Source organism: Pseudoxanthomonas sp. USHLN014 (assembly GCF_037153335.1).
Classification (GTDB): domain Bacteria; phylum Pseudomonadota; class Gammaproteobacteria; order Xanthomonadales; family Xanthomonadaceae; genus Pseudoxanthomonas_A; species Pseudoxanthomonas_A winnipegensis.
This window is the reverse complement of record NZ_JBBCKO010000011.1, coordinates 81244-94106: the sequence shown is the minus strand read 5'-3', so window position 1 is coordinate 94106 and position 12863 is coordinate 81244. Positions and strand designations below refer to the sequence as shown.

At 70.5% G+C, this 12863-nt stretch carries 12 protein-coding genes; 3 read left to right on the top strand and 9 right to left on the bottom strand.

Going from position 1 to position 12863, the window contains the following annotated elements:
- Positions 1-114 precede the first annotated feature (114 nt).
- From ruvA to aspS, 7 genes are all read right to left on the bottom strand, one after another.
- Positions 115-705: a Holliday junction branch migration protein RuvA gene (ruvA, locus tag WFQ05_RS17555; protein ID WP_337054744.1), complete on the bottom strand. Its 591-nt coding sequence runs from the start codon at positions 703-705 to the stop codon at positions 115-117.
- A complete protein-coding gene (gene ruvC / locus WFQ05_RS17550) occupies positions 702-1244 on the bottom strand; it encodes a crossover junction endodeoxyribonuclease RuvC (protein ID WP_337054791.1) in 543 nt (180 codons plus the stop codon). Before ruvC ends, ruvA begins: the two co-directional genes overlap by 4 nt.
- Before the next feature lie 145 nt (positions 1245-1389).
- Positions 1390-2127 (bottom strand): YebC/PmpR family DNA-binding transcriptional regulator, encoded by a 738-nt coding sequence (locus WFQ05_RS17545; RefSeq protein ID WP_130515824.1) that lies wholly within the window; start codon positions 2125-2127, stop codon positions 1390-1392.
- A 341-nt stretch (positions 2128-2468) separates the two neighbouring features.
- On the bottom strand, positions 2469-3029 hold the full coding sequence (locus WFQ05_RS17540; RefSeq protein WP_130516237.1) for an alpha/beta fold hydrolase: 561 nt from the start codon (positions 3027-3029) through the stop codon (positions 2469-2471).
- 83 nt (positions 3030-3112) lie between these two features.
- A complete protein-coding gene (locus tag WFQ05_RS17535; RefSeq protein ID WP_130515822.1) occupies positions 3113-3367 on the bottom strand; it encodes a hypothetical protein in 255 nt (84 codons plus the stop codon).
- 86 nt (positions 3368-3453) lie between these two features.
- Positions 3454-3963, bottom strand: coding sequence for a GNAT family N-acetyltransferase (locus WFQ05_RS17530; protein WP_130515820.1), 510 nt, complete (start codon positions 3961-3963; stop codon positions 3454-3456).
- Between the two features lie 82 nt (positions 3964-4045).
- Positions 4046-5797 carry an aspartate--tRNA ligase gene (gene aspS / locus WFQ05_RS17525; RefSeq protein WP_337054743.1) on the bottom strand — a complete coding sequence of 584 codons (1752 nt, stop codon included), beginning with the start codon at positions 5795-5797 and terminating at the stop codon, positions 4046-4048.
- A gap of 165 nt (positions 5798-5962) precedes the next feature.
- Here aspS and WFQ05_RS17520 point away from each other — a divergent pair, with 165 nt between their 5' ends.
- The gene (locus WFQ05_RS17520) at positions 5963-6670 is read left to right on the top strand and encodes a DUF3011 domain-containing protein (protein WP_337054742.1); all 708 of its coding nucleotides are present in this window, start codon (positions 5963-5965) and stop codon (positions 6668-6670) included.
- 692 nt (positions 6671-7362) lie between these two features.
- Here WFQ05_RS17520 and WFQ05_RS17515 read toward each other — a convergent pair.
- On the bottom strand, positions 7363-7659 hold the full coding sequence (locus WFQ05_RS17515) for a zinc ribbon domain-containing protein (RefSeq protein ID WP_130523365.1): 297 nt from the start codon (positions 7657-7659) through the stop codon (positions 7363-7365).
- 64 nt (positions 7660-7723) lie between these two features.
- The gene (locus tag WFQ05_RS17510; protein ID WP_130523364.1) at positions 7724-9025 is read right to left on the bottom strand and encodes a cation:proton antiporter; all 1302 of its coding nucleotides are present in this window, start codon (positions 9023-9025) and stop codon (positions 7724-7726) included.
- A 223-nt stretch (positions 9026-9248) separates the two neighbouring features.
- Between WFQ05_RS17510 and WFQ05_RS17505 the strand changes: the two genes are divergently transcribed.
- Entirely contained in the window at positions 9249-10490 is a 1242-nt protein-coding gene (locus tag WFQ05_RS17505) for an MFS transporter (RefSeq protein WP_130515810.1), read from the top strand.
- A gap of 61 nt (positions 10491-10551) precedes the next feature.
- Positions 10552-12843 (top strand): glucosylglycerol-phosphate synthase, encoded by a 2292-nt coding sequence (gene ggpS, locus WFQ05_RS17500; protein ID WP_337054790.1) that lies wholly within the window; start codon positions 10552-10554, stop codon positions 12841-12843.
- Positions 12844-12863: the final 20 nt, after the last annotated feature.

Here is a 12863-nt window from a genome sequence, read left to right as displayed (position 1 = left end):
GCCCTGGTTGCCATGGCCGTGGTGGGCGGGCGCGTTGCTGGTCGAGGTCGTGGCGGAGGGCGAAGACATGCGGCGCTAGCCTACTGCTGAAAAAGTGAGGATGTCCTGCACGCTTCAGCGCAGGGCCGAACGCAGCGCCTTGCGGATGATCTGCGCCGCGTCGTCGCCGGCGGCGGCCGCGTCGCGGGCCATGCGCTGGGCCTCGGCCGGCTTGTAGCCGAGCTGCTGCAGGGCGATGACCGCCTCGGACTGCGGGTCGGCCGGCGCGCTCATCGGCGTGGCCACATCGCCGCCGGTCAGCGCCGCGGCGCGGTCGCGCAGCTCCACCACCATGCGCTCGGCGGTCTTCTTGCCGATGCCGGGGATGCGGGTGAGCGCGGTGACGTCGCCGGCCTGCACCAGCCGGGCGAACTCGTCCACGCTGACGCCGGACAGGATGGCCAGCGCGATCTTGGCGCCGATACCGGTGACCTTCTGCACGTCGCGGAACAGCCGGCGCTCGCCCTCGCGCAGGAAGCCGTACAGCGAGACGCTGTCCTCCTTCTGCGCGTAATGGGTGAACAGGGTGACCTCGCGGCCGAGCTCGGGCAGGTCGTAGATGGTGCTCATCGGCGCCTCCAGCTCGTAGCCGACGCCGCCGCCGACCTCGATCAGGAGCCAGGGCGGGGACTTGGCGATGAGGATGCCGCGCAGGCGCCCGATCATTTCCGGCTCCAAGCCACGCGCGCGTCCACGCCCATGCGCGCGGCGGTGGCGCGCACGTGGGCATGGGTGATGGCCACCGCCAGCGCATCGGCGGCGTCGGCCTGCAGCTTGCCTTTCAGGTTGAGCATGATCGCGACCATGTGCTGGATCTGTTCCTTCTCGGCGCTGCCCCGACCGACCAGCGCCAGCTTGATTTCCTTCGGCGCGTACTCGTGCACCGGCAGGTCGCGCAGGACCACGGCGCTAATCGCCGCGCCACGCGCCTGGCCCAGCTTGAGCGCCGAGTCGGCGCTCTTGCCGACAAACACCTGCTCGATCGCCACCTCGTGCGGCCGCCAGGCGTCCAACAGCTCGGCCAGCCCCAGCAGCAGGCGCTTGAGCCGCAGCGGGAACCCGCCCTCGCCCAGCAGCACCAGCGGCCCGTTGTACACATGCACCGCGCGCCCGGCGGCATCCACATCGATGATGCCGATGCCGGTGCGCTGCGAACCCGGGTCGATGCCGAGGATGCGGACGCAACCCGGGCTTGGGCTGCGCAGCTGCGGCACCGCGGCCGAGGCCTCGTCCGTCACGCCCTGGGCCTGCCCTGCAGGCGCCCGGGCGGACGGCGACGATGCGCCGTGGCGAGCTCCCCGTCCCGATCCCCGAGTCCCGCTGCCCGTGAGCGTCCCCGGCGGCACGGGCTCAGCTTCCCTCGCCCAGCGCCGCCTGATCGGCGTTGGAATAGACGTTCTGCACGTCGTCCAGGTCCTCGAGCATGGCCAGCAGCTTGGACACCTGCTGGGCGGTCTCGCCGTCCACCGCCACGTCGTTGTCGGCGCGGAAGGTGACCTCGGCATAGCCGGGGGTGAAGCCGGCGGCGGCGAGCGCCTGGCGGACTTCCTCGAACCCCTCCGGCGTGGTCAGCACGTCGATCGCGCCGTCCTCCGGGTACACCACCACGTCTTCGGCGCCGGCCTCGATGGCCGCCTCGGTCAGCGCGTCCTCGTCCAGGCCGCCGTCGAAACTCAGCACGCCGAGCTTCTTGAACATGAAGGCCACCGAGCCCTCGGTGCCCATGTTGCCGCCGCACTTGGCGAAGGCATGACGCACGTCGGCCACGGTGCGCACGCGGTTGTCGGTCAGGCAGTCCACGATCACGGCCACGCCGCCGGGCGCGTAGCCCTCGTAGCGGATGGTCTCGTACTCGACGCCTTCCAGCTCACCGGTGGCCTTCTTGATCGCGCGCTCCATGACGTCCTTGGTCATGTTGGCCGCCAGGCCCTTGTCCATGGCCGTGCGCAGGGCGGGATTGTTGGCCGGATCGCCGCCGCCGGGGCCGCGCGCGGCCACGCTGATCTCGCGGATGATCTTGGTGAACACCTTGCCGCGCTTGGCGTCCATGGCGTTCTTGCGGGCTTCGATCGAAGGGCCTCGACCCATGACACACTTCCGTTGGCTGAACTTGAGACGAAGCGGCAATTTTACCCCATGCCGCGCGCCCTGCTGCTGGGGACTAGGGCCTGTCATTCCTCCCCGGGCAGGTCGCGCCGCCCTTGCGCGTGCCCGGGGCAAGGAAGCGGGAGGGAGTGGACGTCCGTCCACGACCGAGCAATGACGCGACCCCGGGTGCGCGCAAGGGCGGCCCTTCGGGTTGGCGCTGCAAGGCCGCCATCTTCGCGCCGCGCGGCTTGGCCTGACGGCCAGTCAAGCCTGCGCCACGCGACGCAAACCTGACGGCCTTGCAGCGCCAACGCGGCCTACCCAGGGAGGAATGACAGGCCCTAGCGCCGGAACCGCCCGTGCCGCAGGAAGGCCACCACCTGACGCGCGGCCTGCGGCGAGAACGGCAGGCCGGTATGGCTGGCGTGCACGCAGCAGTGATCGACCAGGCCGGACAGGCGGGTCTCGGCCAGGGCCACGGTGCCGTCGGAGGTCTCGTCCACGCCGGCCAGCAGGCGGCCCACGCCGCGCGGCACATCGCCGGCGATCATGCCGACCTCGGTCGGGCCGCTCCACGGCGGACAGCCCCGGTCCAGCAGCAGCGCGCTGCGGCCGAGCACGCTGCCCCAGCCGCGCTGCGCGAGGACCTGCGCGGTCGCACTGCCGGACAGCGGCGAGCCCAGACAGACCAGGCGCGGCACGGGCAGGCCCGGATGCCGGCGCAAGGTCTCCAGCGCGATCAGCCCGCCGAGGCTATGCCCGACCAGATGGGTCGGGCGCGCCTGGCGCAGATGCGCGGCCAGGCGCGCGATGGCCACCTGCGGACCGCCGGTGACGCCGGGATAGCCGAAGGGCTCGGCGGCGAAGCCCGCCCGCCGCAGCCGCCAGGCCAGCGGCTGCATCCACAGCGGCGCGTTCCAGATGCCATGCAGCACCAGCACCGATGGCAACGGCGCCCGCGGCGCATCGCGGGCGTCGGGGCGGCTCAGTCGCAGGTCACCGCGGTGATCCGGTCCTGCGCGTCGACGTGGACGGTGACCCGGTCCATGCCGATGTCGGAGGAGGTCTCGCCGGCGCCGAGGGTGCGCAGGCGCTTGGCCCGGCTCTCGGCCTGGATGCGGTCCAGCACGCCCTGCTCGGCCACCCGGCCGATGGCCCAGCTGCCCGAGGCCGACGTACAGCGCATCATCTTGTCTCCCCCGCAGCCGGCCAACAGCCCGCAGGCCAGGGACAGTGCCAACAGCGCGCGCCTTCCGTGCATTTCGGATTCCTCCTTGGACATGGGGCGCAGCATGACCCAAGCGCGGGCCGCGCTCAACCGCGCGCTCAGGCCGGGCGACGCAGGATGAACTCGTCGTCCAGCACGTTGCCCACGGCGAACTGGTACTCGCCCACCTTGTGAAACCCGTGCCGCGCATAGAAGCGCTGCGCGCCGAAATTCTGGGACCACACCCCGACCCATAGCGTGCGCGGCCCCTCGCGCAGCAGCCAGTCGAGGGTGGCCTGGAACAGGTGGGTGCCGACGCCGGCGTTCTGCTGCCCCTGCAGCAGATAGAGACGCTTGAGCTCGCCGTCGCCGGGCTGCACGCCCGGATGCGGCAGCCCGCAGGGGCCGGCGGCCGAGTGCCCGATCGCCTGGCCATCGCGCTCGGCCAGGAAGATCGCGTAGTCCGGATGCGCCAGCACGATCCGCATGCGCTCCAGCGCATAGGCCTCGTCGAGGAAATCGCGCAGGTCGCCCGGCGGATACAGGTGACCGAAGGTCTGCACGAAGGTGCGCTCGGCCAGCGCCGAGAGCGTGTGGGCGTCGTCGAGGGTGGCGCGGCGGATCAGCATCGGGCCAGAAGTGAGCGTTGAGGAGTGAGAAGCGAGTGAAAGCGGATCGCGCCGCCCGCCCTTGCTCACTCCTCAGCGCTGGTCACTCACTCTTTGGCCGCACCTGCACGTGCACCTCGGCCAGCTGCGCGTCCGGGATCGGCGAGGGCGCGTCGGTCATCAGGTCCTGCGCACCGGTGGTCTTGGGGAACGGAATCACGTCGCGGATCGACTCGGTGCCGGCCATCAGCGCGGCGATACGGTCGATGCCGAAGGCGATGCCGCCGTGCGGCGGGGCGCCGTAGTTGAGCGCGTCGAGCAGGAAGCCGAACTTGGCGCGCGCCTCATCGGCGCCGATGCCGAGCAGTTCGAACACCGCGCTCTGCATCTCCGGGCGATGGATGCGGATCGAACCGCCGCCGATCTCGTTGCCGTTGAGCACCATGTCGTAGCCGCGCGAGACCGCGGTCCTGGCGTGGGCGCGCAGGTCCTCGATCGAATCCACCGCCGGCGCGGTGAACGGATGATGCAGGGCGACGTAGCGCTGCGCCTCCTCGTCCCACTCGAACATCGGGAAGTCGGTGACCCACAGCGGGCGCCAGCCGTCCTGGACCAGGCCGAAGTCCTTGCCGGCCTTCAGGCGCACGGCGCCCATGAAGTCCGAGACCTTGCCGTAGGCACCGGCGCCGAAGAACACCAGGTCGCCCTTGCCCGCGCCGACATGCGCGATGAGCGCGGCGAATTTGTCCTCGGCGAAGAACTTGGCGATCGGCGAGGTGATCTCGCCGGTTTCGCCGATCTTGATGTAGGCCAGGCCCTTGCTGCCGTACTTGGCCGCGTGCGCGGCGTACTCGTCGATCTGCTTGCGCGACAGCGCCGCGCCACCCGGGATGCGCAGCGCGGCCACGCGGCCGTCGGCATCGTTGGCCGGGCCGGTGAACACGGCGAAGTCACTGTCCTTGACCAGTTCGGCCACGTCGACCAGCTCCAGGTCGATGCGCAGGTCCGGCTTGTCCGAGCCGTAGCGACGCATCGCCTCGGCCCAGGTCATGCGCGGGAACTGCGCATCCAGCTCGACGTCCACGACCTCCTTGAAGATCGCGCGGATCATCTCCTCGACGAAGTCCTGCACGTCGCGCTCGCGCACGAAGGCGAACTCCATGTCCAGCTGGGTGAACTCCAGCTGGCGGTCGGCGCGCAGGGCCTCGTCGCGGAAGCAGCGCGCGATCTGGTAGTAGCGGTCGAAGCCGGCCACCATCAGGATCTGCTTGAACAGCTGCGGGCTCTGCGGCAGGGCGTAGAACTCGCCCGGGTGCATGCGCGCCGGCACCAGGAAGTCGCGCGCGCCCTCCGGCGTGGCCTTGGTCAGGATCGGCGTCTCGATGTCCTGGAAGCCGCGCGCGTCCAGATGACGGCGCAGCGCCTGCACCAGCCTGATGCGGGTGCGCTGCATGCGCTGCATCTCCGGACGGCGCAGATCGAGATACCGGTACTTCAGGCGGGTGTCCTCGCCGGGGTTCTCGTGCGCGTGGAACGGCAGCGGCGCGGCCTTGTTGAGCACGGTGATCTTCGAGGCGATCACCTCGACCTTGCCGGTCTTGAGCTTGTCGTTGACCGCGTGGCGCGCGCGGACCACGCCCTCGACCTGCAGCACGTCCTCATAGCCCAGCGAGGCGGCCACGGCGAACACCTCGGCGTTGTCCAGCTCGACGGTGACCTGAACGATGCCCTCGTGGTCGCGCAGGTCGATGAAGCACACCCCGCCCTGATTGCGGGCCACGTCGGTCCAGCCGGCCAGAGTGACGGTTTGGCCGATCAGGGTCTCATCGACCAGGCCGCAGAAGTGGGTACGCATGTGAGCAAACTCCGGGCAGGCCGCACGCCGCGGCCGGGAAAGCCGGCTATTTTGCGGCCCGCGCCGGGGCGCGGCAAATGCGGGCCCAGCGGCCCGCGCCGGCTGACGGGACGGCGGCGGGGCCGCGTGTATAGTCCGGCCCACTCGACCACCCGGAGCCGTGCCATGTTGCGACTGTTTGCGGTGCTGCTGTTTGCCTTGGGCGTGTATGCGGCCGCGCCGGCCCACGCCCAGGATTCAGTCACCTGCGAGAGCCAGAACAACCGCTATCGCGAATGCCGCGGCTTTGGCGGCCGCGTGCGGCTGGACCGCGCGCTGTCCGACTCGCCCTGTATCGAGGGCCGCACCTGGGGCACGCGCGGCGACGTGATCTGGGTCGACCGCGGCTGCCGGGGGCGCTTCGTGTCCGTGCGCGGCGGCTGGGGCGACCGCCCCGGCGCGGGCCGAACCGTGCGCTGCGAAAGCACCGACAACCGCACCCGCGAGTGCGCCACCGGCTTCCGCGGCCGCGCCGTGCTGGTGCGCCAGCTGTCCGACAGCCGCTGCGTGGAGGGCCGCAGCTGGGGCCAGCGCGGCGGCAACATCTGGGTCAGCCAGGGCTGCCGCGGCGAGTTCACCGAAGGCCGCGGCGGCGGCTGGGGCGGCGGCCCCCCGGGCGACCCGGGCTGGGGCAACGCCAATCCCAACTACACCGTGACCTGCTCGAGCAGCGACAACCGCCGCACCAGCTGCGGCTGGGACCGCCGCAATGGCCGCCCGGTGATCGTCAAGCAGCTCTCCAGCAGCCCCTGCATCGAGGGCAGCACCTGGGCCTGGCGCGGCGATCAGATCTGGGTCGATGAAGGCTGCCGCGCCCGCTTCGGCGCCCGCTGATCGGTTTCAGGGTCGATCCGGCCACGCGGACAAACGTGGCAGGCATCGCAAAAGAGGCCGGGCTGACGCCCGGCCTCTTTTTTTTGCGCTCCGCCGTTCGCCGAATGCCTGGTCAGTAAGGCGGACTTCGCCAAGCAGGCTCGACCTGGCCGGCCGCGGCTCCTCGGCTTGGCCCGCCGCCCCTGGCGGATTTTCCGGTTAACCGCGCCTCATCGTTCGATCGGAGCCGCCCTTGTGACCGTCTTGGCCAACGGCGGCTTCCACGTGTAGAGCGGAGCTTGCTCCGCTGGGGCCTTCCCCACGAACCGAACGAAGCGCAGCGGAGTCCCCAAGAGGGGATTGCCACAAGCTCCGCTCTGCAAGGAGGGGCGGCGTGAACGGAAGAGACAGTGGCGCACACGGCGATTGGGTCCGCGCCCGACAGAGTCGAGGCTGCACGGCAATCGAACAGGGCTTCCTTCGACTTTCGGCCCGAGGCCATCTGCGTAACGTGCGCGGCACCGGGCCGGCGGGCGGGGGCCGCGCCTAGCGAGGCAGGACGCCGAGCGCCTTAAGTCAGGGCAGGATGCCCTGACTAAGGGAGAAGCGGCCTCCGCCCGCCGGACCGCTGCCCTTCCGGAGCCGGAGCGCGCTCGCCGGGCTCCGGAAGATCGAGGGACGAACCTCTTGCAGCAAAGCAAGCAGGCGATCGATCAATCGCCGCTGGATGGCGTAGCTGGCTTGGCCTCGCTGGCCGCCGGCTTGGACTCGCTGCTGCCGGAAGCGCTGCTGCCCGCCCCCTCGACCAGGTTGCGCTTCTTGTCGCCGTCCTTCTTGAAGTCGGTCTCGTACCAGCCGCCGCCGGCCAGGCGGAACGCCGGCGCCGTCACCTGGCGCCTGACGGTCTGCGCGCCGCATTGCGGGCAGGTGTCCGGGTCGGGGTCGGAGAGCTTCTGCAGCTTGTCGAAGCTGTGGCCACAGGTGGTGCACTGGTAGGCGTAGATCGGCATGGCGATGACAGGGTTGGCGTTAGCGGATTGCGGGCGCCAACGGTGGGGGCTGGAGGGCGCCGAATCAAGCGGTCCGGTCGGTGCGATCGGCATCCTCGGGCAGCGGACCGGAATCCTGCGCCGGTGGCGCGGCCGCGCGCACCCGCTCCTGGTGGAACTCCGAGGCCCCCGGCGCCAGCAGCGTGGCCGCCGCCCCGCCGGCCGCCGGCGCGTAACGCTCCGGCGCCGTTTCCACCGGATCCACGTCGAACGGCGTGCGGAACACCAGCGAAGGCAGAAGCGTGGTCAGCGTCGCATACAGCAGCAGCCCGCCGAACAGCGCATCGGGGATGGCGAAGCGCTCGCGCAGCACCCCGGCCAGCACCAGCGTGAAGATCAGCGTCGGCGCCAGCGCCGTGCCGATGCGCAGGCCGGTGCGGAAGGACTCGCCGAAGGTCAGCTTGCGCTGCAGCGCCAGCAGGCCCACCCGCAGCGGCAGCACCACCGCGGTCAGCGCCAGGCCCACGCCCAGCGCCCCCAGGCTCAAGGCGCCGGCCGGCACCTTGGTGCCCGAATAGAAGAAATAGAACGGCACGAAGAAGCTGGCGAACAGCCGCACCGCGTGCAGGTTGTCGTGCGAGGCCAGCGTCGGCATGCGCTGGCGCAGCAGGCGCGCCACCAGACCGGTGACGAAGGCGCCGACCAGATCGTGCACACCGATCAGATGGGTCACGTAGGCCGCGATCACGCCGACCATCACCAGCAGCGAGAACTCCGCGCCCGGCGAATGCGGCAGCACCCAGCGCCCCAGCGCGATGAACAGCAGCGGCAGGCCGACCAGCATGGCCAGCAGCGCCAGCGTCGAGCCCAGCATCTCCAGCGGCGGGCTGGCCGACTGCAGCACCACGAACAGCGCCGCCAGCGCCAGCAGCTCGCCGGCGATGGCCTTGTTGGTCACCCAGAACTGCTCCTTGGTGTCCAGCCCCAGCCGGCCCAGCGTGTCGATGATGAAGCCGGTGGAAGGCGTCAGCAGGGCCAGCGCCAGCAGCGCGGCCGCTTGCCAGGACAGCCCTGCATAGCGCCAGGCCAGCCACGCCACCACGGCCAGGCTGGCCGAGCGCGCCACCAGATGGATGACCAGCTGCTTCCAGCCCTTGCGCAGCGCCTTGGGGTCCACCTCCAGACCGGCGAACAGGAACAGCGAGGAGATGCCCAGCGAGGCCATCAGCGCCACCACCCCGTCCTCGACCGGCTTGCCGATGATCAGCGCGGCGACCACGCCGAAGGCCAGGCAGGTCAGCGGCGCCGGCAGCTTGAACTGCTGCAGGAACCGCGGAATGACCAGCAGCCCGAAGATCAGCAGCAGGTAGATCAGTTCTTGGCTCACGACGGTCCTTTCATGCGGGGTGGGCGAGGATGCGAAGCATGCTGCAATGCAGCATGCCCGTCCCGGAGGATGCGGCCAAGGGATGGCTTCGGGCACCCCGGCGCGCGGACGCAGGACGCCGCTGCGCTCGGGGGTCGCGCACCTTACGCAACTTTCCCCAAATTAATCAATATGTTATGATGATGAAGGTGACCAACTCCCCTTCCCCAAGAAGGTCGCGTTGATGCTGCGGCTGTTCACCCTGCTGCTGGGCGTGGCCCTGCTGCTGACCGGCAGCGGCCTGCTCGGCACGCTGCTCGCGGTCCGCGGCGCGCAGGCCGGCTTCGACGATCGCACGCTGGGCCTGGTGATGTCCTGCTACTTCGCCGGGTATTTCTTCGGCACCTTCATCGGGCCGCCGCTGATCGGCCGCATCGGGCATATCCGCGCCTTCGCCTTCTTCGCCGCGCTGGCGGCCATCGCCGTGCTGCTGCACCCGATCTGGCTCGATCCCTGGGCCTGGGGCCTGCTGCGCCTGGTCACCGGCGTGGCGCTGGTCGGGCTGTACACCGTCATCGAGAGCTGGCTCAACGCCGAGCCCAATGCGAGCACCCGCGCCCGGGTGTTTTCGGTCTACATGATGGTCAACCTGTCGGCGCTGGCGCTGGGCCAGGTGCTGCTGGGCTGGGGCGGGATGGCGATGGCCACCCTGTTCTCGCTGACCGCCATCCTGCTGTGCGCCTCGGTGATGCCGGTGGCGGCCACGCGCCTGCAGCAGCCCGAGGTGCCGCCGATCCAGCGCTTCAGCCTGCGCCGGCTGTATGCGCTGGCGCCGGCGGCCACGGTCGGCGCGGCGCTGTCGGGCCTGGCGATGGGCGGCTTCTGGGGCCTGTCGCCGGTGTACGCCAGCCGCATCGGCCTGGACACGCGCGGCGTGGCGCTGTTCATGCTGGCCGCGATCGCCGGCGGCGCGCTGCTGCAGGTGCCGATCGGCCGGATCAGCGATGGCCGCGACCGCCGCCTGGCGCTGGCGCTGGCCGCGCTGGCCGCCGCGGGCGTGGCCCTGGCCATGCTGCTGCCGGCGGTCCAGGCCGACCGGCGGGCGCTGTTCGGGCTGTTCTTCCTGTTCGGCGGGCTGAGCTTCTCGCTGTATCCGTTCGCGGTGGCGCACATGCTCGACTACCTGCCGCGCGAGCACCTGCTGTCAGGCTGTTCGAGCCTGCTGCTGGTCAACGGCGTCGGCTCGGCCATCGGCCCGGCGCTGGCCGGCGGGGCGATGCAGCGTCTGGGCCCCTCCGCGCTGCCGATCTACTTCGCGGTGATGCTGATCGCGCTGGCGGCCTATCTGTTCGCCCGGCTGCGCTTCCACCGCGACCGCACCTTCGCCGCGCCCTTCCGCCCGATGCTGCGCACCACGCCCACCGCGCTGGAGCTGATGCCGGAAACCGAACCCCCATCGCAACCTCAAGAGGAACGTTTTGACTGATCTGACCCCACCCATCCGCAACACCTCACCCCGCTCCACCCAGGCCCGGCCCGATCCGCGCCTGATCCTGGCGACCGACCTGGACGGCACCTTCCTGGCCGGCGACGCCGAGCAGCGCCACCGCCTGTACCGCCTGGTCGACCAGCACCCCGAGATCTGCCTGATCTTCATCACCGGGCGCGGCCTGGAAGCGGTGATGCCGCTGCTGACCGACCCCGCGATTCCCCGCCCCGACTATGTGGTGTGCGACGTCGGCGCCACCGTGGTCGACGGCCATACGCTGCAGCCGCTGCAGCCGCTGCAGTCCAAGATCGACAGCCGCTGGCCCGGCGACTACACCGTGGCCGCCGCGATGCGCGCCTTCCCCGACCTGGTCCGCCAGGACGTGCCGCAGGAACGCCGCTGCTCCTACTACTGCGACCCGGACACGCTGGCGCCGATCCGCGCCGATCTGGAGGAGGCCGCGCATGCGCTGGGCTGCTCGGTGCTGTATTCGGCCGACCGCTACCTGGACATCCTGCCGCCGGACACCGACAAGGGCCGCACGCTGAAGGCGCTGGCCCGGCAGCTCAAGCTGCCCAGCGAACGCGTGCTGGTCGCCGGCGATACGCTCAACGATCTGTCGATGTACCTGGCCGGCTTCCGCGGCGTGTGCGTGGGCGACTCGGAGGCCGCGCTGATCGAGGCCACCGGCGCGCTGTCCGACGTGCTGCACGCCAAGGCGCCCGGCTGCGGCGGCATCTTGGAGGCCATCGCCCACTTCAAGCTGCTCGACAAGGACGACCCGTGGCTGCCGGTGGCGCGCACCGCGCCGACCGGCAAGGCGCAGCTGCTGATGGTCTACCACCGCCTGCCCTACGAGGAGGTCGTGGAGGACGGCGAGCTGGTGCGCCGCCAGCCCAAGTCGCCCAACGGCATCATTCCCTCGCTGCTGGGGTTCTTCCAGGGCGGGCAGACCGGCTCCTGGGTGGCCTGGAGCATCGACGACCCCAAGCACGGGCCGTTCCAGACCCATACCTCGGTCGATGAGCGCTATCCCAACCTCACCGCCGCGCGGGTGCCGCTGAGCAAGACCGAGGTGGACATCTTCTACAAGCGCTTCAGCAAGGAGGCCTTCTGGCCGATGCTGCACGTGTTCTGGGAGCGCGCGCGCTTCCGCGAGGACGACTGGAAGGTGTTCCTCAAGGTCAACCGCAAGTTCGCCGAGGCCACCGCGGCCGAGGCGGCCGAAGGGGCGACGGTGTGGATCCACGACTACAACCTGTGGATGGTGCCGGCCTACCTGCGCGAGATGCGCCCGGACCTGAAGATCGCCTTCTTCCACCACACCTACTTCCCCTCGGCCGACGTGTTCAACGTGGTGCCGTGGCGGCGCGAGATCATCGGCAGCCTGCTGTCCTGCGACTACGTGGGCTTCCACATCCCGCGCCAGGTGGAGAACTTCGTCGACGTGGTGCGCGGGGTGGCGCCGGTGGAGCGCCTGCGCACCGAGAGCTGCGCGCCGCGCTTTCTCACCTACGGCTGCGCGGTGGGCCTGGACACGATGACCACCCGCCTGCGCGTGGCCGGCCGCGAGGTGGCGCTGGGCGCCCATCCGGTCGGCACCGACCTGCGCCGCATCAACCAGGTGCTGGCCAACCCGGAGGTGCGCAACAACATCTTCAAGCTGCGCCGCGAGATCGGCGCGCGCAAGCTGGTGCTCTCGGTCGAACGCCTGGACTACACCAAGGGCACGCTGGCCAAGCTGGAGGCGTTCGAGCGCCTACTCGAATCCCACCCGCAGCTGCACAACAAGGTCACCCTGCTGATGATCTGCGTGCCGGCGGCCAAGGAGATGACGGTCTACCGCCAGCTGCAGAACGCCATCGAACAGGCGGTCGGCCGCATCAACGGCCGCTTCGCGCGGATGGACTGGACGCCGGTGCGCTTCTTCGCCCAGGCCTTCCCGTTCGAGGAGGTGGTGGCGCATTACGCCGCCGCGCAGGTGATGTGGATCACCCCGTTGCGCGACGGGCTGAACCTGGTGGCCAAGGAGTTTGTCGCCACCCAGGGCATCGAGGGCGGCAACGGCGTGCTGGTGCTGAGCGAGTTCGCCGGCGCGGCGGCCGAGCTGAAGGGCGCGGTGCTGACCAATCCGCACGACCAGGCCGACCTGACCGCAGCCCTGTCCCAGGCCCTGCGCATGCCCGAGGACGAGGCCGCCGGCCGCCTGCGCCAGCTCAACGACATCGTCGAGTACTACGACGTGGACCGCTGGGGCCGGGACTTCCTGGCGGCGGTGCGCGACTTCACCCCGGCCTCGGCCGAGGTGCACGCGCTGGCCGCCGCGCCGAAGCGGGCCGCCCACGCCTGACCGGGCACGGCCGGCGCCCT

Excerpts from the sequence above, each read along its gene's own strand:
- ruvA (WP_337054744.1), bottom strand. The coding sequence starts at position 705 with ATGATCGGGCGCCTGCGCGGCATCCTCATCGCCAAGTCCCCGCCCTGG.
- WFQ05_RS17545 (WP_130515824.1), bottom strand. The coding sequence starts at position 2,127 with ATGGGTCGAGGCCCTTCGATCGAAGCCCGCAAGAACGCCATGGACGCC.
- WFQ05_RS17540 (WP_130516237.1), bottom strand. The coding sequence starts at position 3,029 with ATGCAGCCGCTGGCCTGGCGGCTGCGGCGGGCGGGCTTCGCCGCCGAG.
- WFQ05_RS17530 (WP_130515820.1), bottom strand. The coding sequence starts at position 3,963 with ATGCTGATCCGCCGCGCCACCCTCGACGACGCCCACACGCTCTCGGCG.
- aspS (WP_337054743.1), bottom strand. The coding sequence starts at position 5,797 with ATGCGTACCCACTTCTGCGGCCTGGTCGATGAGACCCTGATCGGCCAA.
- WFQ05_RS17520 (WP_337054742.1), top strand. The coding sequence starts at position 5,963 with ATGTTGCGACTGTTTGCGGTGCTGCTGTTTGCCTTGGGCGTGTATGCG.
- WFQ05_RS17515 (WP_130523365.1), bottom strand. The coding sequence starts at position 7,659 with ATGCCGATCTACGCCTACCAGTGCACCACCTGTGGCCACAGCTTCGAC.
- WFQ05_RS17505 (WP_130515810.1), top strand. The coding sequence starts at position 9,249 with ATGCTGCGGCTGTTCACCCTGCTGCTGGGCGTGGCCCTGCTGCTGACC.